Source organism: Pedobacter terrae (assembly GCF_900100705.1).
In the GTDB taxonomy this organism is placed as follows: domain Bacteria; phylum Bacteroidota; class Bacteroidia; order Sphingobacteriales; family Sphingobacteriaceae; genus Pedobacter; species Pedobacter terrae.
In genome coordinates, this window is the sequence record NZ_FNCH01000009.1 from 43,857 (window position 1) to 66,810 (window position 22,954).

Sequence of the window (22,954 nt, forward strand, 5' to 3'; positions counted from 1 at the left end):
ACGTAAATCAACTGGTTTACCAACTGGATAGTAGCTAATGCTAATGATTTCGAACCTACATCAACATTAAATCAATTTAACGAACTAAGATAGAAATTATGAATTCTTACAATGAAAACTTACATTCAGCTATCGTAAACTCTCTGCAGAGTCTGGATATTGAAGAACAAGACCTTAATTCGCAGGTAAATGCTGCGATGTTTACCCTTTACCATGCAGAGGGCGCTACCATTGCTGCAGAACAGAATCTCGCTGCAGCAACAGATGCATACAAATCTAAAACGGCCACACAAAACCAGGCCATTAAAGATAATAATGTTCTGGTAAATCTTTTAGGTACAGCTACCCAGGCCGGTCAGTTTGTTAAGCAATCTACAACCAATATTGCAGTGGCTGCATCCAATGTACAGATTGCAACCAATGCTATTGTTCGCCTGGCTGGTGATATGGGGAGTATCTACAGCATTTTAAATGCCGCAGATTTTGACAGCAGTATTTATATGCTGGCAAAAGAGGCGAGTAAGCTAATAAACGAAACGGCTTATGATGCAGAAGTAACTTCTCAAACGGCCATGGAAGCTTCTACACTTACAGCCGAAGTTTCTGCATCAACTGTACTTGATATGGCCAAAGCCACTAGCGGCCTGATGAGCTCGGTACTGAAAATTACAACCGCCGATTTTAATACTGCTACCCAGAATATCGTAACAGATAGCACCAACGTGGCTGCGGTAAGGTCGACCGAAAAACTGGATGAAGGCGCATTAGAAATGATCAACATTTCCTACAACGCTACCAAATCTGCCTATGCGCTTACCAACAAGGAATTAAACCTGAACCTTCATGTAAAAACCAGTACAGATAACCCGCTTAGTTTTACGGTAAATTTTGACCTGATTGAAAGCCCGTTTCCAAGCGGTAAGACAGGTGAAAACCCGATGTATCCGGTAGAAAAGTATTACATCATAGTGGTTAAGGATGATAAAAAACAAACTTTTTCTATTTCCAATGCAGAAAATATCCTGTTATTGGGCAATAGTGAAATTATCAATGTAGAACCAGTAAGCACTTCGCCCGTAAGTCAAACGGTTGATGTGTACTATAACATTAAGGATGGGGATAAACCGACTGTAACGGATTCAGATCATAAACCAATTGAACTAGGCGAAAATTATGTGGTATTTGTAATGGCCATTTTTACTGATGATTACAAAAGAAAAACAAATTGTTATGACGATTATTTGTCGGCACCATCTCAGGTATTTACCCTAACAACCGCATTGCAGCCTGTTGCCGGCAAAACAATTAAGGTTGTGGCTTATGATGATAAAAAACTGACTGATAACGAACGTCGTCTTGCATTATCGGCTAAGAACGACCAGCTTAAAAACTCAATTGGCAGAACAGATGATAATGCTACTGTAGATTTTACACATGTAATGACTTTCGAAACGGATGAAAATTCAAATCTGCAGTTAGAATACCGTTGTATGTTTCTACCAGCGAGTACAAATGCCTCCGATCGTCTGCTCACCGTCGAATCGCTTAACTTTTTGGTTAAAAGTGAACTTCCGCTGCTGGAAGATATTACCATTGCACTCGATCCGGTAATTGCCAGTTTGGAAGAAGAAAATTATACGAACCAACTTAAAATTGGCTTACTGGAAACCGAACTGAGCGAGCTGAATGAACAACTTACAGCTACCACTAAAAAAGATGCAATTGTTAGTGATGAAGATGTAGAAAAACAAAAATTGTTAACTACAAACCAAAAAACGCTTACTTCACAGTTAAAGGAACTGCAAAAAAGCCATGGTGAAAATGTTAGAAAATTCCATGAACTAACAGCACGGAAAGATGAAATGACACATTCTATAGCAGAAGAAGGAGTTGCCAAATCGGGCTTCCTGTTTAATTTACCTATAGCCGAACAGGTATTTGCAGATAGTTATATCGTAGCAAGAAAAGACCAGGATAAAACAACTGAAGATACAACGGCCTGGATTGCTTTTATTGGTCCTGATGCCACTGATAATTTTGGTAACAGATTAATCGGGGGCGATGAGTACCTGCCTGTAGTGCTTGCTTGTTCAACAGCATCAGCAGAAAATGCCGGCGATTTTGTAAATGCCCTGTCTGAAATGGACAAAACAGCATATTTTAAGTATTAACGGATCAATAAATTATTAACATTATGAAAACGCCAACATTAGCAAAAAATATAACTGCCCCTATTCTAGAACGATATAGAAAATATGGGGTTACCGAACGTAAAAAAAACGAACTCGATGCGTTGAACATTCAGATATTAGATGCACAGGGTAATGTTGCACAATATCAGTCTATTGTTAATGCATTAACCACAAAATCTAATGATTTACAAGGTTTTTTAGCTACTGCCACTAACAATAAAACACAGGCCTATAATAATAAAATCCTGATTGATGAGCTGGTGCAGAGTGCTACCGACCTCGAAAGCAACTCTAAAATTGCTTTTAATGAAATGATTGAGGCTAATGTCATGACCAAATTTCTGACCACAAAAATTAATACGGTGATTGGGAAACTGATTTACAGTGCGGAAGTAATCAATAAACTGGCCAATCTTATTATAAGAAAGAAAGCACTAAATCCATTAATTTCTGATGAGTTGGTGAGCATGATTACTATTGCAGGTACAGATGCCAACAATGCTGTAGCCTTAACACTGGTGGCTTTACAGAGTGCCTTTGTGGCGCATGCTATCGAAATGGAGGCCGAAACAACAATGGGGCTGGAGTACACGCAATCTATAGGCTTTACCGAAATGCTTACCGGATACGCTATCGCGGATGGACCAGCTTCTCTTCAGCAACTTTTTTACCAGGCCTATACCGATGCCAAAACGAATTATGCTTTAGCAGAAAAAGCTAATTTTACCACTGCTAAACAATTAAATACGGCAAAAGCGACCCTCAATACCGCACAAGTGAAACTTAAATCGCTTCAATCTGGTTTGGCGGCAGCCAATGCAGCAGCTTTATCATCTTAATGTATTAAATTTAAATGCTAATCCCCCGTTTTTTTTCCCGAAACGGTGGGTTATATCCGTTAATTCGATATGGAAAATGTGTACAGGAATTTTTACCAGAATTTTTATAGGCGTAGCAGCGGTTTTATCCCTGTGGCGCTATTAGGCCAGGCAGTTTTACCCGGAGATTTTTTTCAGATCAGAAATGGACAAATGATCGTATTGGGGAACATTTTTCGAAATAACGTTATCGAAGTCCAGGATATAGAAATTGGCTATAATAATAAGCTAAATCCCTCAGGATGGAGCTTTAGCGATGGTGTAACAAAACCCTATTCTGGTCGTGGAAGTGGTCGTGCCCCTTTAGCTGGTGAATTTGAATTCAGTAAACAGATTCTTGCATTTGCTGAAAAAGGCAGTTTCATTTTTAAGGCAAGTGAGCCCGAATCAACACGGATGCTCAATTGGAATGAAATCCAGCAAGCTTTAATTATCAGGCTTACACAAACTTATTATTCGTTCAGGGAAGTTTATGTAGTTACCGATGTTGCCACAACCGCCGATTGGACACTGGCTGTTTCAGGTGGCAATTTAGCCGAACTAGAAATTGCAACAGATGAAGAAAATTTTGGTTTGGTTGATCTCTTTGGTCATCATTCGTCAAAGACCATTCAATCTAAAGATATTGAGTTTTATCACCGCGAAGAAAAACGGAAACCATCTTTTTATAAAGCTAAAAAACTGGTAGTAAGAGAAGAAAAGGTCGAAACTTTAGTGTCAGAGCTCATTGCCCAATGGCGTGGGTACAATGATTGGGCATTGGGCTTTTACGAATACGATTTTCATTATGATCATCACTATGTTAATGATCAGGGTGCCTACTCACAGGGTAATATACTCGATCTCCTTGCTCCAAACGAACTGAACCCAAATACCGCTCTGCTTTATTTTAAATGGGCGGATGCAAACCTTGATGATGTAGAAAAACTATTTAACCAATATGGAGAATAGCAATGCTTTAACGGCACTTAGGCAAGAACTTGATTGGTTAGAGGCAGTTATTGCCCAATGTATGGCCACTTATTTTTTGCAAGAGGAGCACGAAAAAGACTGGATGGAAATTCCTTTGCCCGATCTGTCACTTAATGACAGCCCTTATGCGGATATGATTGAAAAATGGAAACTGGATATCTATGCAAGACTTGCGATCGCACTTAGCATGGCACCACACCTGCGTCCGGAAATGCTGGATGTGTTTTTTACTAAGAACCAAATGCACGACCGAGGTTTTACCGAATTCGGAGGATTAATCACTAAAGATTATAATGGTTTTTTACCTACCGGTGAAACACTTTGTTTTTTAGTTACCGTTAAGCACCCGGAATTGCGCTATCAGCTCATGGAGCTGCTCGGCAAAGAACATATTCTTTATAAGGAAGATGTGCTCACCCTTGCCGAAACAGAAAGTCATTTGCCACGGTTAAGCGGACAATTAAGTTTAAGCAGAAGCTGGTTTAATTATTTCCTTACAGGAGAGAAACTGATGGCCGAAAATAGTCCTTCATTTCCCGCTCAAAAAATAAGTACAACAATGGAGTGGGAAGATGTGGTGCTCGATCATTTGGTGTTTAAACAGATTAATGAAATTACCGCCTGGTTAGCGCATGGCCACACGCTGATGGAAGATTGGGGATTATCCAAAAAACTGAAACCAGGTTACAGGGCCCTATTTTATGGACCTCCAGGTACAGGCAAAACCTTAATGGCTACTTTAATCGGTAAAACAACCGGACGTGATGTGTATAAAATCGATCTGTCCATGATCGTTTCCAAATTTATCGGAGAAACAGAAAAGAACCTATCGAAAATATTTGATGTAGCACAGCACCAAAATTGGATCCTGTTTTTTGATGAAGCTGATGCCCTGTTCGGAAAGCGTACCCAGGCTGATTCGGCTAACGACAGGCATGCCAATCAACAAACGGCCTACCTTTTACAACGAATCGAAGATTTTCCGGGCGTAGTAATTCTGGCTACCAACCTCAAGGCCAATATGGATGAAGCTTTTTCGCGTAGGTTTCAATCTGCTATTCACTTTACCATGCCCGCTGTTCATGAACGTTATCAACTTTGGCAAAAAGCTTTTTCGGGTGTTTGCAAACTTGATGAAAGTATCAACCTGGAAACTATTGCAGAAGAGTATCAATTGGCAGGTGGGGCAATTATCAACGTATTGCGCCATTGTGCCTTATCGGCCATTAGTAGAAATGATACCCGGGTAAACCAGCAAGAGCTGCTAGCCGGGATTAAGCGGGAATTTAAAAAGGAAAATAAAACCGTGTTCATTACAAATAAAATTTAGATGATGAATATCTATAACGATAATGCCCGGGAGCATAAAAACGAATCTATTCCCTCTAATTTACCCAAAAAAAGCCCTAATAAAGCTATTTTTAAATTCGAAGATAAACGGCCTCAGTCAGTTGCACAACGGAAACTGCAAAATGGAGCTGATGACTATGTTCAGCAGCAGGCACATCCTGTTCAGAAAAAAGGTACTGGTGGCAAGTTACCCGATGACCTGAAAAACGGTATCGAAAATCTTTCTGGTTTATCAATGGACGATGTAAATGTACACTATAATTCAAATCAGCCTGCACAGCTACAGGCGCACGCTTATGCACAGGGAACGAATATTTACATTGCGCCCGGACAGGAAAAACACCTGCCACACGAAGCCTGGCACGTGGTACAGCAAAAACAGGGGAGGGTAAAGCCTACCTTGCAGCTAAAAGGCGAAGTAAACGTAAATGATGACAAAGGATTAGAACATGAGGCGGATGTAATGGGAAGCAGGGCTTTGAAAATGAAAATTGCAGGTAATTCTCAAAAACCAAAAAATACATTTGCTCCAAAAAAAACGATCCAACGAAAAGGAGTTAAGGCACAACTTCATGATGCAGAAAAAAAGTTTGATGATTTTAAAGAAGAAACCAATAATATCAATTGGCTGAGAGATGCTGTTTCTAGTGATATCTATAACAAATACAAACCAAATCAGGCAGATTCAAGCCAGCATTTTAAAACGAAAAACGATAGAGATAAAAGTAAAGGTTCAATGTCTGAAACGGATGCACTCTTAAGATCAACACGTTTAAATCACTGGGCGGATACCGCAATTGTTTCTGCCGAAAGAATTTATACCGAATTAAAAGCAGCCCATATGTCTGCTATAACATCAGGACATGATGGTGCTTCAATTTTAATGGGTCGAGATACAGATGTAGAACCAGATGCAATGATTAATGACACAACAGCTCTTGAAGTAAAACATGTAGATTCTGCAGCACAAGGAAGCGTTGATAGCCATGTGAAAAAAGGAAGTGAACAGCTGGACAAGCGTATATACAATAAAAATGTATTTCCTAATAAGAAAGTAAATGGATGGCAGCTTCATATCGAAATAAAAAACCCGCTAAATCCATGGCCATACACACCAACAGAATTAGACAAATTAGTATTAAAAGGTCAAGCGCCAAAACACTATGAAATTGCTCAAAAAGCAAAAGACAGGATTGGTAAATATGAAAACGGAAGCAAATTGGTTGCATATTACATCAGCAGTCAAAATCCTGTTATAGGGATAATATCTGTTAGTGTTTAGGTTAAAATGGCTAAAAGCTATCAGGCAATTCGATCGGATAATGTAAAGGTGCATTACACCTCTTCAAACCCCACACAGCTACAAGCCCACGCTTATGCACAGGAAACGAATATTCACATTGCGCTCGGACAGAACGGTTAAGTAATTTTACAGCACTATTTTGCCGCTTTTCGATACCCTTAAAAAAGACCTCGCCCGCTATTTATCGACAAACACGCCTATCCTGATGGACATATAAAACAACCGGGTTTACATAGCCCCATGCTTTTTGGCACAGGGCTATCGAAATTCTTTAATTTTATTTAAAAAAAGCGGACAATTAAATTGCTCCGTCTTCTTTAACCATTTTATTAATGGCTTTTTGGACTTTGATAATATCTGTTTCAACTGTTTTTCTAACCCCTGCATCAAATGATGCGGCAAATTCTGCACTGATAGAAATCTGGTCTTTTTCATTCAGTACATTGAGTACAAAAGCATGACTTCCAAATTTAAATCCGCTTTTTATTCTGATCACGTCTTTTTCAAAGATTTTCAAAAATTCGTAACTGTTGCTGATCTGATCAAAATAATCTCTTACCGTTTGAAAAACAAGTTGTGTTTCTATATCTAAACCGTTTATAATTACCGTAACCGAAGTAAGGTCATTTAGCTCCGGAAGAAGGTCTTCGCTGTAAATAATGTCTTTCGGGTCCAGGATTACAACCGTTTCCTTATCTGCACTTTCACCTTCCTCTTGTGTTAACTGTATAGTGGCATTACCGTCTTTTAGGATAACGGTGTTTGCAGAAGTTTTTTCAATTTTAATATCGCCAATGGTATCTTTTATGATGCCTACAACAAGTTCTAGCGCTTTTGATTGGTTACTGTTCATTATGTTGTTTTTTGCAAAGTTAATGCTTGACTATGGTGCAGTATAATTATAGTTTAAAATAATACAATGTTTATTGATAAGTGTTTTATTATGAAGTGATTATTTTTCAAGATATGCTGGCCGTAATGTTTTAACTACAATTTTTCAAATTTGCCAACACTGGCTTGTTAAAGGCAGAAATGCTATAAAGCGGAATTAAAACAGGAGATTTTTTAATGGAACATGATGAGGTTTTATAGGCCCGGCTCCACAAAAGTTCTCCGCTTACGCGCTGGTTTTCAAGCCAGCGTGTAAGCCAAAATAAACTCATCATAAATCCGATCTGTAGCTTAACAATCATAAAACCTTTTTCTTCAATATACCGGAAATATTCAATTACAACAAACACTAGCGTTTTTATAGGAAAAATGCTGATTTCTTCATCTAAAACGAATCATTAAATGCTTTCCTAGTAAAAAAAGTTTTCTAAATATGTTATTAGTAATTATAAATCACCTCTTTACGTAGTGAATCATGATTTTCAGAATGGAAACCTGAAGTTCAACTTCATTATAACTTCATAAAACTGTATTTATTTCGCTTTCGAATTAAATCATTGTGTAACCATAATTTATTGAAATCAACAAGTATCTATAAACCGGTTGTAGATCACTTTTCATTATAAATTTGGCTACCGAAGGAAACTAATTAGAGAAAAAAATAAATCAGATTAAAACCATTCCAAAAAAAATGAAAAGAGTTCTCATATGCTTAGGCTTGTGTACTTTCCTTTACGTAACAGGTTGCACCTCGAAGAAAGAAGAAAAAGAAGAAGTAGCTACTTATGCGGTAACCACACCGTTAAAAATGGACACTTCCTTTACCAAAGAATATGTTTCGCAGATTAAATCTGTCCGCAACATTGAAGTTAGGGCCCAGGAAAAGGGTTATCTCCAAAATATTTACGTAGATGAAGGTCAACACGTAAAAGCAGGACAGCTTTTGTTTAAGATTATGCCTAAAGCGGCACAATCTGAATTGTTAAAGGCACAGGCCGAAACCAAATCTGCTCAAATTGAATTGGAAAACACCAAATTACTTTCAGATAAAAATATTGTTTCTAAAAATGAACTGGCTATGGCCAAAGCTAAACTGCAATCGGCAAATGCCGAAACCTCTTTGGCTAAATTCCACCTTTCTAACACCGAAATCAGGGCACCTTTTGATGGTACCATCGATCGTATTCCTTTAAAATTAGGAAGTTTGGTTGATGAAGGTGCTTTATTAACCAGTCTTTCAGATAACAGTCAGGTCTTTGCTTATTTTAATGTATCAGAACCTGAATATTTAAACTATCAGAGTGCTGCCAAAGCAAAAAGCCAGCAGGAAGTAAGCTTATTACTAGCGAATGGCGAATTTCTAAAGGCAAAAGGTAAAGTAGAAGTTATCGAAAGTGAGTTTGATAACGAAACCGGAAACATCGCTTTCAGGGCAAGATTTAATAATAGCGATAACTTACTTCGAAACGGTGAAACAGGTAAGGTACATATGGTTGTTCCTTTAAAAAATGCCATCATTATTCCGCAAAAGGCCACATACGATATACAAGACAAAACCTATGTCTTTGTGGTTGATAAAAATAATAAAGTCCACTCGAGAGTAATTACCATTGCTGGTGATCTTCCTGATTTATACATCGTGGGTGATGGCATTTCTGTTGATGATAAGATTTTGCTTGAAGGCGTGCAGAAAGTTAAGGATGATGATAAAATTGCCTTTAAATTCCAGCAACCTCAGGAAGTGTTGAAACAATTGAGATTGAAAACAGAATAATCTAAACCCCTCTATACTTAATTTATGTTTAGTAAATTCATACAAAGGCCAGTCCTTTCTATCGTAATATCGCTGGTTATTGTGTTTTTGGGGGTGTTAGCCATTAGCTATTTACCTGTTACACAGTTTCCGTCTATTTCACCTCCTAAAGTAAATATTACGGCAGAGTATCCCGGGGCAAACAACGAATTGTTGATTAAATCGGTGGTTATTCCGCTAGAGCGTGCACTTAACGGTGTACCGGGAATGAAATATATTGCTTCTGATGCAGGTAACGATGGTGAAGCATCAATCCAGGTAGTATTTAACCTGGGTACCGATCCCAATCAGGCCTCGCTTAACGTACAGAACCGTGTAGCGGCCGTTACCAATAAACTTCCGCCTTTAGTGGTTCGCGAAGGGGTTAAAATTACACGTGAAGAGTCGAACATGTTGATGTATATCAACTTGTACAGTAAAGACCCTAAAATGAATCAAAACTTCCTGTACAACTATGCCGATATCAACTTGCTTTCGGAGTTAAAAAGGGTTGATGGTGTAGGTTTTGCCGATATTTTGGGAGATAGGGATTATGCCATGCGGATCTGGTTAAAACCAGACCGTATGCAGGCTTATAAAATTTCTGTAGATGACGTCATGAAGTCGCTTGATGAACAGAGTTTGGAAGCCTCTCCAGGTAAAACAGGAGAGAGTTCGGGTAGGCGTTCGCAGGCTTTTGAATATGTGTTAAAATATTCAGGTCGTTTTAGTACCAAAGAAGGCTACGAAAATATCGTGGTAAGGGCAACTCCAAACGGAGAATTGCTTCGATTAAAAGATATCGCCGATGTAGATTTTAGTGCTTCTGCTTACAATTTATACTCTACCTTAAATGGTAAAGCATCTGCTGCGATCGTTTTAAAACAATCTTACGGCAGTAACGCCAGTCAGGTTATCAAAGATGTTAAGGCTAAAATGGCTGAGATCAAATCGGCTTCATTTCCTAAAGGATTAGATTATGAAGTAAGTTACGATGTTTCGAAATTCCTTGATGCTTCAATTGAAAAAGTAATCCACACCCTTGTCGAAGCTTTTATTTTGGTAGGTCTAGTGGTATTCCTGTTTCTTGGCGACTGGCGCTCAACACTTATTCCAGCTATTGCTGTACCCGTATCCTTAATCGGAACCTTTGTGTTTATGCAGTTCTTCGGCATTACGCTCAACTTAATTACCTTATTTGCACTGGTACTCGCCATTGGTGTGGTAGTAGATGATGCCATTGTGGTAATTGAGGCGGTGCATGCCAAGATGGAGCACGACAGGCACCTTTCGGTACTCAAAGCTACACAGCAGGCCATGAAAGAGATTGGAGGCGCTATCATTGCCATTACCTTTTTAATGGCATCGGTATTTATTCCGGTAGCTTTTATGTCGGGGCCAGTAGGTATTTTCTACCGTCAGTTCTCCATTACCATGGCAACGGCAATTATCCTTTCGGGTATTGTGGCCTTAACACTTACGCCAGCGTTGTGCGCCATTATGTTGAAGAACAATCACGGCTCAACCAAAAAGAAAACAATAATAGACCGTTTTCTGGATGGTTTCAACAATGGTTTTGCCAAACTTTCTGGTAAATACGAATTGGTATTAACCAAGGTAGTAAGTCGCAGAATATTAACCTTTGGTATTCTGGTGGTGTTTTGTTTAGGTATCTGGGGATTAAGTGGAAGTGTACCATCAGGTTTTATCCCGAATGAAGATCAGGGGATGGTGTATGCCATTATCCAAACGCCGCCGGGATCTACATTAGAACGTACCGACCAGATCGCAGAGAAACTGCAGAAAATGTGCGAAGATATTGATGGCGTAAAGTCAGTTTCATCCTTGGCAGGATATGAGATTCTTACTGAAGGTACAGGATCGAACTCGGGTACCTGCTTAATTAACCTGAAAGATTGGAGCGATCGCAAACATTCGGCAGTAGAAATTATTGAAGAACTTGAAGAGAAATCGAAATCTATTCCAGGTGCAACTATCGAATTTTTCCAGCCGCCAGCTGTCCCCGGTTATGGTGCTGCGGGAGGTTTCGAGCTTCGTTTACTGGATAAAGCGGGTAGCGGCGATTACAAAAAAATGGAAACCGTTGCCAACGATTTTGTAAAAGAGCTGAATAAACGTAAAGAACTTTCATCAGTATTTACTTTTTACAGTGCGAGTTTCCCTCAATATATGTTAGATGTTGACAATGATATTGCGCAACAAAAAGGCGTGAGCATTGATAATGCGATGAACACACTATCCACCTTTGTAGGTAGTAATTACGAAACCAGTTTTATTAAATATGACCACCAGTATAAAGTAATCGTGCAGGCATTGCCTCAATACAGGGCTTTGCCGGAAGATATCTTAAAACTGTCGGTTAAAAACGACCGCGATGAGATGGTGCCTTTCTCAGCCTTCATTAAAATGCGTAAAGTGTATGGTTTATCTGAAATTACCAGACACAACATGTATAATGCTTCAGAGATCAGTGGACAATCTGCTCCAGGTTATAGTTCAGGTGAGGCCATTAAAGCCATTACCGAAGTAGCTAAGAAAACTTTGCCAAGGGGATTTGGTATCGATTGGGCGGGTATTTCTAAAGATGAAGTATCAAGAGGCAACGAGGCCATTTACATTTTCCTGATCTGTTTAGGTTTCGTGTACCTTGTTTTAGCAGCACAATATGAAAGTTTCATTTTACCACTTTCGGTAATCCTCTCTTTACCGGCAGGTATTTTTGGTGCATTCCTCTTCCTCAAATTATTGGGACTGGAAAACAACATTTATGCACAGGTGGCCATGGTAATGTTGATCGGGTTATTGGGTAAAAATGCGGTGCTGATTGTGGAATTTGCCGCACAACGGCAGGCTCAGGGGGCAACGGTACTAAAAGCGGCAATGGAAGGTGCAAGTGTACGTTTCCGTCCGATTTTAATGACCTCTTTTGCCTTTATTGCAGGTTTGATCCCATTAATGATTGCAAGTGGACCAGGTAAAATCGGTAACCGCACCATCGGATCTGCAGCTGCAGGCGGCATGCTTTTCGGAACCATTTTCGGAGTAGTTGTAATCCCTGGATTGTATTACATATTCGGATCAATAGCAGCAAAACACAAGCTGATCAAAATTGAAGAAGAACATCCATTAACTGAAGAAGTAGAAGATAATGTTTAAGAATAATATTTATAAAGGCCTTGGTTTAGTGCTTATATGCGCAACATATACTGCCTGTAAGCTGCCAGAAGTAGCCCAACGAGCCGAAAATAAAAATACACCTGTGAGCTTTAATGGCTCGCAGGATACGGTAAGTTCTGCCAGTATACAGTGGCGCAGCTTTTTTACCGATCCTAACCTGATCAACCTGATCGATACCGCGCTGAAGAATAACCAGGAACTGAATATCACGCTTCAGGATATTGAAATAGCAAAAAACGAAATAAAGGCCAGAAAAGGTGATCTTTTGCCTAATGTAACCTATGGCATTGGGGCAGGGTTAGATAAAGTTGGCCGTTATACCAGTTCAGGTGCAGGTGATGCTTCTACAGAAATTACACCGGGCAAAGGTGTTCCTGAAGTATTGCCTGATTATCATTTTGGTCTACAGGCCAATTGGGAAGCAGATATCTGGCATAAACTGCGCAATTCTAAAAAAGCAGCCATTAACCACTACCTGTCAACGGTAGAAGGTAAGAATTTTGTAATCACTAATTTAATTGCTGAAGTCGCAAATTCATATTATGAGTTATTGGCATCTGATAACCAGCTGGAAACAGTGAAAAAAAACATCGAACTCCAAAGCAATGCGCTGGAGTTAATGAAAATCCAGAAACAGGCTACAAGGGTTAACGAACTCGCCGTACGTAAATTTGAAGCAGAGGTATTAAGCTCAAAAAGTTTGGAATTCGATATTCAGCAGGATATTGTTGAAAACGAGAATAAAATTAATTTTCTGCTAGGCCGTTTCCCTCAGCCTATTATCAGAGATAAATCTAGCTTTACCGATCTGGTACCCGCAACTGTACACACAGGGTTACCAGCCCAATTGTTGGCTAATCGTCCGGATATTAAACAGGCAGAATACGAGCTTGCAGCCGCTAAATTAGATGTTAAAGTTGCCAAGGCACAGTTTTACCCGTCATTAGGAATTTCTGCTGCAATTGGTTACCAGGCATTTAATCCTTCTTATTTATTGAGAACACCAGAATCGCTAATCTACTCTCTGGCGGGAGATCTTGCCGGACCGCTGATTAATAGAAATGCCATTAAGGCGGAATACTCTTCTGCAAATGCAAAACAATTACAGGCCGTTTTTGACTATGAAAAAGCTATTCTAAATGGTTATATTGAAGTAGCCAACCAGATGTCGAAAATCAGCAACCTGCAGAAAAGCTACGATCTGAAATCAAAACAGGTTGCGGCGCTTACACAATCGATTGACATTTCAAACGATTTGTTCAAAGCTGCGCGAGCAGATTATTTTGAGGTATTGATGACACAACGTGATGCTTTACAATCGAAATTAGAATTGATCGACACCAAAAAACAGCAGTTAAATGCTGTTGTAGATATTTACCAGGCGCTTGGTGGCGGCTGGAAATAGGCAGCAATAAGCATAAAAAAACGTGAAGCATAGTAAAGTTAAATAATCCTTATAGTCTGTAAGGCTGTTCCAAATCCGGAGCAGCCTTTTTTTATTTTATTGTCTTGCTCAGGAATAATTTATGGTATAAAATCAATATAATGATATATAAATTAGAGAGATCATATCGCTCAAGAAATCGTCATTCCAACCCAATTCTAGCCTTAGCGTCCCGCTAGGACATCGATTTACTGGAAAAATGGTGTCGGATGTTACCATCTGACAAATATCCGTGGTGTCGGATGTTACCATCTGAAACCACTAAAAATCTAACCCGATAAGCAGTTCCTCATTTATTTATCATAAAATTCGTTTGGCAAACAATGCCATCAGCATGTGGTTATATTAATCTTAGAATTTATCATCATATCTGAAATAAAATGGGAAAAACAACATTTAAATTTGGCGAATTAGAAGTTAACCGTTTAGGTTATGGCGCAATGCAGTTAACTGGTAACGGTGTTTTTGGTGAAGTAGAAGACCGCGAAAATGCAATTACCGTTTTGCGCGAAGCAGTTGCAAATGGCGTTAATTTTATTGATACTGCAGAGGCTTACGGACCAAAGTTTAATGAATCGCTTATTGCAGATGCTTTATCACCCTTTCAAAAAGATCTTTTTATTGCAACTAAGGGCGGTTTTGACCGACCAGGCCCTAACAATTGGGTACCTAATGGTGCACCTGATAAAATTAAACAAGATATTGAAGGAAGTTTGCAGCGTTTAAAAGTAGATTCAATTGATTTATGGCAACTGCACCGCATTGATCCTAATGTTGATGTTGCCAAAACCCTGGCACCTGTGGCAGAAGCCGTAAAAGAAGGTAAAATAAAAAATGTAGGTTTATCGGAAGTCACTATCGACCAGATTAAACAAGTGCAGGACATCCTTCCGGTAGTTTCTGTTCAAAATTTATACAACCTTGGGAATAGACAATGGGAGAGTGTTTTAGATTTTACAGCAGAACAAGGTTTGGCCTTTATTCCGTGGTTCCCTTTAGCTTCCGGTCCGCATAAACTAGCGGATAAGATTCAAGCGATTGCCGAAAAACATAAAGCTACAACTGCCCAGATTGCTTTAGCATGGTTATTAAAAAGATCATCAAATATCCTTTTAATCCCTGGAACAAAATCTGTAGAACACTTAAAAGAAAACTTAAAAGCTGCAGAGATTGAATTAACTGAAGAAGAATTTGAAAGTTTAGCAAATTAAGTATAAATGGTGTCATTCTTTTTACTGGTCTTAGCGTCTCGCTAAGACCTTTTTTATTAAAAGCTTGTAATTATGCAGGGATAATTTATGGTATAAAAATAATATCAATGACAGCGGAATTGCATGAATGGTATCGGCCTTTCGACTGAAGCTCACCGATTTTTCATCGGTAGCGTAATGCCTGCACTACAGGGCGAGATGACGACCATTTATTGGCATCTGTCAATGGTAGATTTTAGAATTCTCGAATACATCGGAGCGCTGACGACAGATTGGCAAATTTAATAAATATATTTTGCTTATTATCAATAATATACAGGATCTGCTATTGATGGCGCAGCAAAGAATCGTTTTCAACTTACATATAAAACATCGAATTTTACTCGTGGTGTCAGCTGTTACCAGCTGGAACAGATAAACCATTGCATTTGTAAATAAGCCATGACGGAAGCATTTTAATTATCATTATTCGCATTTAAGTGTGATATTTAAAAATGAAACAAATCATCCTAACCGCTGCTATCCTATTTTCTATTAACTCTCCTAAAACCATGGCGCAAAATAAAACAGAAAATACACCTGCTATTTTAAATCATATCGCTGTTTATGTATCCGATCTGGGCAAAGCAACTGCTTTTTACGAAGGTGTATTCAACCTTAAGATAATTCCAGAACCTTTTAAAGATAATCGCCACACCTGGTTTACTCTAGGTCCGGCCGGACAGCTGCATCTCATACAAGGTGCAAAAGGCAATGAAACTTTTGATAAAAACGGACACTTGTGTTTCAGCGTTCCATCAGTTGATGATTTTGTAAAGAAACTAAACGCCAAAAATATAAGCTTCGAAGATTGGGCCGGAAGAGAAAAAGGGATTACGCTCAGGGTTGATGGCGTAAAACAGATTTATTTTAAAGATCCGGATGGACACTGGCTGGAAGTAAACGATGATAAGTAAATTTTAGCAAAGGTTGCATCAGTCGTAATTTCACCTCTAAGTTGTCGCACGATGCTTAGCCTATGCTGAACTTCACCAAGTATCGAAACATCTTTAGAACATTTAAAATCAGTACATCCATAAACTGAGGGTTTACAATATAACCTCATATTAAATATATTTATCCATATCATACAAACCTATGAAATTTAAATACTTTTATACATTTTTCCTAATCGTTGGTCTGATTACATCATCAAAAGCACAAAATGAAAAAGCTGAAGCAGATTTTAAATCTGTAATGGATAAATATAGTGCTGTTGGTGCTTCAGTAGCCATAGTGAAAGATGGCCAGATCATTTATAACCACTCATTTGGTTTAAAAGATTTAGATAAAAAATTGCCTTTAACGAATAGTGATATTTTTAGGATTGCCTCAATATCTAAATCTTTTTCAGCAACAGCTATCATGCAGCTGGTAGAGGCGGGTACAATTTCACTCGATGATGAATTTGGAGATCTAGTAGGTTTTAAAATCAGGAATCCAAAATTTCCCGATCAGAAAATTACTTTAAAAATGGCTTTATCCCATACGTCCGGTTTAAATGATTCGCAGGGCTATTTAAATTTTGATGTGCTTAACCCTGATAAAAACCCGAATTGGGCCAAATGTTATAATGATTACGCTCCGGGAAGCAAATTTGATTACTGTAATCTTAATTTTAACCTTATTGGTGCCATTATTGAGCAAAAATCTGGCGAACGTTTCGATAACTATATCAAAAACCATATCCTAAAACCTTTGGGGCTCTATGGAGGTTACTGTGTCGATTCTTTAGATAGTACACGCTTTGTGAATCTGTACGAATATCATGATGATACCAAAACTTATACACTTGCTTCAAGCGCTTATGCACCAAGACGGACAGAAATTGCCAACTACGTGATGGGATATTCTACGCCGGTTTTTTCGCCTACAGGCGGAATGAAAATTTCTGCTCATGATTTAGCTAAATACATGATCATGCATATGAATTATGGCACCTCAAATGGTGTGAAAATAATGAGAAAAAAAAGTGCAGAAAAAATGCAAATGGCCTTAACAGCTGATGAAGGCTATGGTTTAGCCATTAGAACTGCAGATCAACTTATACAAGGAGTTAAGTTGAAGGGGCATACTGGTTCAGCCTACGGTTTACACAGTACCATGTTCTTCAATCCGAAAGAAAAGTTTGGTTTCGTGATTATCGCCAATGGAATCAATGCAACCTATACCGATGGATTACCCGATTTCAGTCGCGCGGCAATAAATAGTTTATACCAGTCTTTTATTAAATAACCTATAGCAGGTTAGACAGACCATTCTTGTTAAAGAAGGTGGTTAAGGTTCTGAAACCTGCTTTTGGATGGCTTAAATCGTTTCCCTTCACTTTCTGATCCAAAACACTTTTAACAGGTGCCAGGTCAATTAAATGGCTGTAGTCAGTAATAGGTTGATTAACCGTTACCGCATGTTTGCTTTCATTCTTAAAATTCATTTCTCTGTTATTGGTTTACAAAGCGTTGATAAGTACTTCCAGATTTAACTTTTTCCATCATGAAATGTTCCTTCAGTTTGGAGAACTCCATGCTGTGTAATGCTTTTACTGCCGATTTAAGTTTTTCAGTGCTTATGCCCAATCTGGCGGCCCAATAGTTGCGGTCTTGCTCGTCAGCAATATCGACAAATTCTTTTCTCGAATTCATCGAAGTTAGTTGATATTCCATTTTATAAATTTTGGTTAGTAATTATATATATAAAACAGCATATGCTCGTTTTGGTTTTTGGAATTTGTCAGTAAATTCTCAGAAAAAATAATAATTGGATCTTTCAATTAAACTATATTTTGGATATTCGGGGAGTTAGTCCTCCCAGATTGTATTAAATGCAGCATTGAAGTTGTATAGATTTTTTCACTTCGCATTATCACTCAGCAGCGTAATATTTCATTTAAAACATTAGGTTTTATCAAATTACATTTTTATAATTGTATTGTAATATATTTTTTACAAATGCTAAGTTATTTTATAACAACCGATCAACATCTATCTCCGCACCGAAAATTTTATCAGGATAATCGGTTTGTATTATTTCTCTGGGTATTGATTACCCTGGTTTTTGTCATCGATTCCTGGATCACAAACCGTTATAATAATTACCTGATTTTTGAAAATACATTTAGAAATTTACGCCATGAGCGTTCACTTTATGCAAATTATCCGGCTTACCATGATGATGCCAATCATTATGGCCCGATTTTTAGCGTATTAATCGCCCCATTTGCAATTTTTCATAACTGGATAGGATTGTTGTTATGGAATTTGTTCAATTGTTTACTGCTTTTTAAGGCCGTACAAACCTTACCCTTAACGGAAGATCAAAAAATAGCTGTAGGTTATATTGCCATTCCCTGTTTAATAGAATCTATGCTTAACCAGCAGTTTAATGCCGGCGCTGGCGCATTGATGGTATTAAGTTATACACTATTACATAAAGATAAGGGAATATGGTCTGCGCTTTGTATTGTATTGGGGACCTTTATTAAATTATATGGCGTCGTTGGACTGGTCTTTTTCTTATTTTCTAAAAATAAGCAGTCGTTTATATTATGGTTAGTTTTTTGGTTGGCGGTAATATTCTTGCTGCCTATGCTTATCGCTTCTCCTCATTATGTCATTCACAGTTATGTAGACTGGAAAAACTCATTGATCAATAAAAACATGGTTAACGTATTGGGAGGGGGTATCGATATTTCCATTATGGGTTTCTTTAGGGAAATTTTAAATGCAAAAAGAATACCGAATTTTCTATTCTTGAGCCTGGGCGCCGTATTGTTTATTTTGCCTTTTATAAACATATCGCGTTTCAAAAAAAGAAGTTTCCAGTTAATGATGCTCTCATCGGTAATGATTTTTCCAATATTATTTAGCACAGGGGCCGAAGATTGTACTTTTATCATTTCGATTATTGGGGTAGGTGTATGGTATGTGAAAGAAAAGAATGAATTGATGAAGAAGATAGTATTACCTATTCTGTTGGTGATTACATGCAATTTCCCTTTATTATTATTTCCGGTCTTTGCCAAATCACATCCGTTGTTTTTAGCGATCATTAGTTTTCCTTATTTCATGGTGTGGTTAAGGGTTATTTATAATGCAGCCAATAATAGATATTCCTTTGCAGAAGAGAGAGAACCAGAAATGGTTACTGCGCTAATAGATTAAATTTTTAATGTTTATTTTTTAGGTTTTAATGTCTGTTTGTAAAAACAGATGTTAAAACCTTTTTTGTTATGGGGCTGTTTTATCACTATCTAATCAAAAAAGTTATGGATGATAAACAAAAAACAGGTAGTGCTGATCGTACGAGGATCAACATTAATGAAGGTTATGAGCTGGATTATTGGTCTGCCAAATTTGGTGTGAGCAAAGAAAAACTGAAAGCCGCAGTAGACACGGTTGGCACATCTGCCAGCGCAGTGGAAGATTATTTAAAAAAATAAAATATTAATTTATGAGTCTGAAAAAGTATGTTTCTAAACGCGATTTCTCGAAAACTGCCGAACCGAAGTCGGGCAAAAGCAGCGATAAGAATAAATTACATTTTGTAATTCAAAAACATGATGCTTCGAGGTTACACTACGATTTCAGACTCGAAATGGAAGGTGTTTTAAAGAGCTGGGCTGTGCCAAAAGGTCCATCAACCGATCCCAAAATTAAACGCCTGGCCATGATGGTAGAAGACCATCCATACGATTATAAAGATTTTGAAGGCATTATACCACAGGGAGAGTACGGTGGTGGAACCGTTATTGTTTGGGATGAAGGTACCTATGAACCAATAGAGACCATTAAAGGCAAGAAGGCGCAGGAGAAACATTTATTAAGCCAGTTAAAAGATGGGTCTTTAAAAATTAAACTCCATGGAGAAAAACTTCAAGGCGAATTTGCCCTCGTTAAAACAAATGGAATGGGCGAAAACGGCTGGCTGTTAATTAAACATAAAGATGATCATGCTTCAATAAAAGATATTACCAAAGAAGATAAATCTGTACTTTCTGGTAAAACAATCGAAAAGATGGAAGAAACATCCGATAAGGTTTGGAAAGCGGGGAAGGAGCAGGATTTAAAACCTGAAAAAAAAAGTCCGAAGCAAAAAACAAAAAAGGAAATCAAGCCAGTAGGCGATGAAGTAACGGTAGATATAAAAAGTATACTCAAAAAAGCACCAAAATCGGCTATTCCCAAGGGCATAAAACCAATGCTGGCTACACTTGTTAACGAACCTTTTGATGATCCTGATTGGCAGTATGAGGTAAAATGGGACGGTTACCGTGCCCTGGCATTTCTGAATAAGGGAAAGGTTGATTTATTATCAAGAAATAATAAATCTTTTAACGAAAAATTTTATCCCATATACGATCTGCTTTCGGATTGGAAGATAAATGCGGTGTTTGATGGCGAGATTTTGGTATTAAATGAAAAAGGCATCTCTAATTTTGGTTCACTCCAGAATTGGAGAAGCGAAGCAGATGGCGAACTTATTTTTTATGTGTTCGATATTCTTTGGTACGAAGGCAAGAACCTGATGGAGCTGCCGCTAAACCAGCGCCAGGCCATACTAAATGAGATTTTGCCCACAACTGATGATCGGGTGCGTTTAGGTAAAGTTTTTAAAGCCAGTGGTGTCGATTTTTTTGATGCAGCCGAAAGAATGGGCCTGGAGGGGATTATTGCAAAAAAAGTAGATAGCACCTATAGTGCAAACTATAGATCCAAGGAGTGGCTTAAAATTAAGGTGCATAAGCGCCAGGAGGTTGTTATTGCAGGCTTCACCAAAAATGCCGATACAGCGAAAGCTTTCAGTTCTTTACTTCTTGGCGTTTATGAAAAAGGAAAGTTACAGTATGTAGGCAAGGTAGGTACAGGATTTTCAGATAAGCTCCAAAAAACAATGATGGAGCAGTTTAAGCCGATTATTGTAGATAAGAGTCCTTTCGAAAGCATACCCGATGTAAATAAACCTTCACGCTTCAGGCCTAATCCACCAAATGCAAAAGCCACCTGGTTAAAACCAGAATTGGTATGTGAAGTTTCTTTTACTGAGGTAACTGATGATGGTGTGTTTCGTCATCCATCTTTTAAGGGCATGCGCGAAGATAAAAAAGCTAAAGAAGTGGTAAGAGAGGTAGAAGTATCAACACAAGAAGTGGTTGAGGATACTGAAAAGCAAAACCCACATGCAAAAGCAATTAAAGCACCAGAAGGCAAATTGCCCAAAACGTTGTTAAATCCGAAAGACGAAACGCAGGTACGGAAAATTAAAGGCCATGAGCTTAAATTTACCAACCTGAGCAAAATATACTGGCCCGAAGATAAGGTAACTAAAAGAGATATGTTTAACTACTATTATCAGGTTGCTGAATATATTTTGCCTTACCTTAAAGATCGTCCGCAATCGCTTAACCGTTTTCCCGGTGGCATACATGGCGCTAGTTTCTACCAAAAAGATGTAAAAGGAAAAGCGCCGGACTGGGCCAAAACTTTTCCTTACGAAAATGGAGAAGGTGAAAAAAAGGAATATCTTGTTGGAACAGACGAAGCTGCTTTGCTATGGATGGCCAGTTTAGGCTGTATCGAAATGAATCCCTGGTTTAGCCGGGTACAAAGCCCCGATCATCCCGATTATTGCGTAATTGATTTAGACCCTGATAAACAATCTTTCGATCAGGTAGTGGAAACTGCACTGGAAACTAAAAAGGTTTTAGATGCCATCGATGTTCCCAGTTATTGTAAAACATCCGGTTCAACCGGAATACATATTTATATTCCGTTAAATGCTAAATATAGTTACGAGCAAAGCCAGATGTTTGCTAAAATAGTGGTTAATCTGGTGCATAATCAAATACCAGGATATACTTCTCTTGAGCGGATGATCAGTGCCCGAAAAGGAAAAATGTATCTCGATTTTTTACAGAACAGGCCAGGGGCAACTATAGCCGGACCTTATTCTTTGCGTCCGAAAATTGGTGCTACAGTCTCAATGCCATTACATTGGGATGAGGTTAAACCAGGTTTAAAAATGAAAGATTTTAACATTTTTAATGCCATCGATCGGCTAAAAGTTGAAGGCGATCTGTTTAAAGGAGTACTGGGTAAAGGGATAGATTTAATGAAAGCTGTAGATAAAGCTAAAAGTGTTTTTGGATAAGTTTCCAGCTTCTTTAATGCTTTCCTTATATTTGGCAAAAAAATAAAAATGATAGCACACCACGTTTTATTCTGGCTAAAAGCCGATACCACCGAGGAGCAGAAAGTTGCTTTTCGCAATAGCTTACTAACATTAGAAAATATTGAAGTTGTTAAAACCTTTCATATCGGTAAGCCTGCACCAATTGAGCGTGCTGTTGTAGATACCACTTACACCTTTAGTCTGCTTTTATTATTTGATGATTTGCCCGCACATGATGTTTATCAGGTTCATCCATTGCATAAAGCTTTTTTAGATGAATTTAGAACTTACTTTGAAAAGGTTGTCATTTACGACGCAGCCTAAAAAAAATGCCTTCGATAAACCGGAGGCATTTTTTTTATCTAATGCTTTCAGAATATGCTGGGAAATTCAATCGAAGCAAACTAATTGTCTCTGTTCATTAATTAACTATGAGCTGGAAGAAAATGTTACTATTTTTAATAGATCCTTAAGTTGAATACAATACCAATTAATTTCTTTTAGTGAGTTCTTCACT

General features: G+C 38.2%; 18 protein-coding genes. 15 read left to right on the forward strand and 3 right to left on the reverse strand.

Annotated features, from left to right (window positions below):
* Positions 1 to 98: 98 nt before the first annotated feature.
* The 5 genes from BLR60_RS12740 to BLR60_RS12760 all read left to right on the forward strand — a co-directional run bounded on the left by BLR60_RS12740 (position 99) and on the right by BLR60_RS12760 (position 6,674).
* Entirely contained in the window at positions 99 to 2,171 is a 2,073-nt protein-coding gene (locus tag BLR60_RS12740; RefSeq protein WP_090500391.1) for a hypothetical protein, read from the forward strand.
* Between the two features lie 23 nt (positions 2,172 to 2,194).
* Positions 2,195 to 3,031: a hypothetical protein gene (locus BLR60_RS12745; RefSeq protein ID WP_090500393.1), complete on the forward strand. Its 837-nt coding sequence runs from the start codon at positions 2,195 to 2,197 to the stop codon at positions 3,029 to 3,031.
* Positions 3,032 to 3,100: 69 nt separating this feature from the next.
* Positions 3,101 to 4,021 (forward strand): hypothetical protein, encoded by a 921-nt coding sequence (locus BLR60_RS12750; protein WP_090500396.1) that lies wholly within the window; start codon positions 3,101 to 3,103, stop codon positions 4,019 to 4,021.
* Positions 4,011 to 5,372, forward strand: a complete 1,362-nt coding sequence (locus tag BLR60_RS12755; RefSeq protein WP_090500398.1) for an ATP-binding protein — start codon at positions 4,011 to 4,013, stop codon at positions 5,370 to 5,372. The genes BLR60_RS12750 and BLR60_RS12755 overlap by 11 nt, the downstream gene beginning before the upstream one ends.
* Positions 5,373 to 6,674 (forward strand): eCIS core domain-containing protein, encoded by a 1,302-nt coding sequence (locus BLR60_RS12760; RefSeq protein WP_090500400.1) that lies wholly within the window; start codon positions 5,373 to 5,375, stop codon positions 6,672 to 6,674.
* A 319-nt stretch (positions 6,675 to 6,993) separates the two neighbouring features.
* On the opposite strand, the gene BLR60_RS12765 is transcribed toward BLR60_RS12760, so the two are convergent.
* The gene (locus BLR60_RS12765; RefSeq protein WP_090500402.1) at positions 6,994 to 7,548 is read right to left on the reverse strand and encodes a hypothetical protein; all 555 of its coding nucleotides are present in this window, start codon (positions 7,546 to 7,548) and stop codon (positions 6,994 to 6,996) included.
* A gap of 729 nt (positions 7,549 to 8,277) precedes the next feature.
* Between BLR60_RS12765 and BLR60_RS12775 the strand changes: the two genes are divergently transcribed.
* The 6 genes from BLR60_RS12775 to BLR60_RS12800 all read left to right on the forward strand — a co-directional run bounded on the left by BLR60_RS12775 (position 8,278) and on the right by BLR60_RS12800 (position 17,505).
* The gene (locus BLR60_RS12775; RefSeq protein WP_090500405.1) at positions 8,278 to 9,360 is read left to right on the forward strand and encodes an efflux RND transporter periplasmic adaptor subunit; all 1,083 of its coding nucleotides are present in this window, start codon (positions 8,278 to 8,280) and stop codon (positions 9,358 to 9,360) included.
* A gap of 24 nt (positions 9,361 to 9,384) precedes the next feature.
* Entirely contained in the window at positions 9,385 to 12,555 is a 3,171-nt protein-coding gene (locus BLR60_RS12780; protein WP_090500408.1) for an efflux RND transporter permease subunit, read from the forward strand.
* Entirely contained in the window at positions 12,548 to 13,981 is a 1,434-nt protein-coding gene (locus BLR60_RS12785; RefSeq protein WP_090500410.1) for a TolC family protein, read from the forward strand. The genes BLR60_RS12780 and BLR60_RS12785 overlap by 8 nt, the downstream gene beginning before the upstream one ends.
* Positions 13,982 to 14,400: 419 nt before the next feature.
* Positions 14,401 to 15,231: an aldo/keto reductase gene (locus BLR60_RS12790; protein WP_090500412.1), complete on the forward strand. Its 831-nt coding sequence runs from the start codon at positions 14,401 to 14,403 to the stop codon at positions 15,229 to 15,231.
* A gap of 494 nt (positions 15,232 to 15,725) precedes the next feature.
* Positions 15,726 to 16,187 carry a VOC family protein gene (locus BLR60_RS12795; protein WP_244155655.1) on the forward strand — a complete coding sequence of 154 codons (462 nt, stop codon included), beginning with the start codon at positions 15,726 to 15,728 and terminating at the stop codon, positions 16,185 to 16,187.
* Between the two features lie 181 nt (positions 16,188 to 16,368).
* The gene (locus BLR60_RS12800; RefSeq protein ID WP_090500414.1) at positions 16,369 to 17,505 is read left to right on the forward strand and encodes a serine hydrolase domain-containing protein; all 1,137 of its coding nucleotides are present in this window, start codon (positions 16,369 to 16,371) and stop codon (positions 17,503 to 17,505) included.
* A 1-nt stretch (position 17,506) separates the two neighbouring features.
* Here the strand turns inward: BLR60_RS12800 and BLR60_RS12805 are convergent, their stop codons facing one another.
* Positions 17,507 to 17,704, reverse strand: a complete 198-nt coding sequence (locus BLR60_RS12805; RefSeq protein WP_090500416.1) for a hypothetical protein — start codon at positions 17,702 to 17,704, stop codon at positions 17,507 to 17,509.
* Positions 17,705 to 17,711: 7 nt separating this feature from the next.
* Positions 17,712 to 17,933 (reverse strand): DUF3606 domain-containing protein, encoded by a 222-nt coding sequence (locus BLR60_RS12810; protein WP_090500418.1) that lies wholly within the window; start codon positions 17,931 to 17,933, stop codon positions 17,712 to 17,714.
* A gap of 285 nt (positions 17,934 to 18,218) precedes the next feature.
* On the opposite strand from BLR60_RS12810, the gene BLR60_RS12815 reads away from it, so the two are divergent.
* The 4 genes from BLR60_RS12815 to BLR60_RS12830 all read left to right on the forward strand — a co-directional run bounded on the left by BLR60_RS12815 (position 18,219) and on the right by BLR60_RS12830 (position 22,761).
* A complete protein-coding gene (locus tag BLR60_RS12815; protein WP_090500420.1) occupies positions 18,219 to 19,430 on the forward strand; it encodes a glycosyltransferase family 87 protein in 1,212 nt (403 codons plus the stop codon).
* 104 nt (positions 19,431 to 19,534) lie between these two features.
* Complete coding sequence (locus BLR60_RS12820) at positions 19,535 to 19,708, forward strand: DUF3606 domain-containing protein (RefSeq protein WP_090500701.1); 174 nt, start codon at positions 19,535 to 19,537, stop codon at positions 19,706 to 19,708.
* An 11-nt stretch (positions 19,709 to 19,719) separates the two neighbouring features.
* The gene (gene ligD / locus BLR60_RS12825; RefSeq protein WP_090500422.1) at positions 19,720 to 22,416 is read left to right on the forward strand and encodes a DNA ligase D; all 2,697 of its coding nucleotides are present in this window, start codon (positions 19,720 to 19,722) and stop codon (positions 22,414 to 22,416) included.
* Positions 22,417 to 22,464: 48 nt separating this feature from the next.
* The gene (locus tag BLR60_RS12830) at positions 22,465 to 22,761 is read left to right on the forward strand and encodes a Dabb family protein (protein ID WP_090500424.1); all 297 of its coding nucleotides are present in this window, start codon (positions 22,465 to 22,467) and stop codon (positions 22,759 to 22,761) included.
* The last annotated feature ends 193 nt before the right edge of the window (positions 22,762 to 22,954 follow it).

Excerpts from the sequence above, each read along its gene's own strand:
- BLR60_RS12740 (WP_090500391.1), top strand. The coding sequence starts at position 99 with ATGAATTCTTACAATGAAAACTTACATTCAGCTATCGTAAACTCTCTG.
- BLR60_RS12745 (WP_090500393.1), top strand. The coding sequence starts at position 2,195 with ATGAAAACGCCAACATTAGCAAAAAATATAACTGCCCCTATTCTAGAA.
- BLR60_RS12750 (WP_090500396.1), top strand. The coding sequence starts at position 3,101 with ATGGAAAATGTGTACAGGAATTTTTACCAGAATTTTTATAGGCGTAGC.
- BLR60_RS12755 (WP_090500398.1), top strand. The coding sequence starts at position 4,011 with ATGGAGAATAGCAATGCTTTAACGGCACTTAGGCAAGAACTTGATTGG.
- BLR60_RS12760 (WP_090500400.1), top strand. The coding sequence starts at position 5,373 with ATGATGAATATCTATAACGATAATGCCCGGGAGCATAAAAACGAATCT.
- BLR60_RS12765 (WP_090500402.1), bottom strand. The coding sequence starts at position 7,548 with ATGAACAGTAACCAATCAAAAGCGCTAGAACTTGTTGTAGGCATCATA.
- BLR60_RS12775 (WP_090500405.1), top strand. The coding sequence starts at position 8,278 with ATGAAAAGAGTTCTCATATGCTTAGGCTTGTGTACTTTCCTTTACGTA.
- BLR60_RS12780 (WP_090500408.1), top strand. The coding sequence starts at position 9,385 with ATGTTTAGTAAATTCATACAAAGGCCAGTCCTTTCTATCGTAATATCG.
- BLR60_RS12785 (WP_090500410.1), top strand. The coding sequence starts at position 12,548 with ATGTTTAAGAATAATATTTATAAAGGCCTTGGTTTAGTGCTTATATGC.
- BLR60_RS12790 (WP_090500412.1), top strand. The coding sequence starts at position 14,401 with ATGGGAAAAACAACATTTAAATTTGGCGAATTAGAAGTTAACCGTTTA.
- BLR60_RS12795 (WP_244155655.1), top strand. The coding sequence starts at position 15,726 with ATGAAACAAATCATCCTAACCGCTGCTATCCTATTTTCTATTAACTCT.
- BLR60_RS12800 (WP_090500414.1), top strand. The coding sequence starts at position 16,369 with ATGAAATTTAAATACTTTTATACATTTTTCCTAATCGTTGGTCTGATT.
- BLR60_RS12805 (WP_090500416.1), bottom strand. The coding sequence starts at position 17,704 with ATGAATTTTAAGAATGAAAGCAAACATGCGGTAACGGTTAATCAACCT.
- BLR60_RS12810 (WP_090500418.1), bottom strand. The coding sequence starts at position 17,933 with ATGGAATATCAACTAACTTCGATGAATTCGAGAAAAGAATTTGTCGAT.
- BLR60_RS12815 (WP_090500420.1), top strand. The coding sequence starts at position 18,219 with ATGCTAAGTTATTTTATAACAACCGATCAACATCTATCTCCGCACCGA.
- BLR60_RS12820 (WP_090500701.1), top strand. The coding sequence starts at position 19,535 with ATGGATGATAAACAAAAAACAGGTAGTGCTGATCGTACGAGGATCAAC.
- ligD (WP_090500422.1), top strand. The coding sequence starts at position 19,720 with ATGAGTCTGAAAAAGTATGTTTCTAAACGCGATTTCTCGAAAACTGCC.
- BLR60_RS12830 (WP_090500424.1), top strand. The coding sequence starts at position 22,465 with ATGATAGCACACCACGTTTTATTCTGGCTAAAAGCCGATACCACCGAG.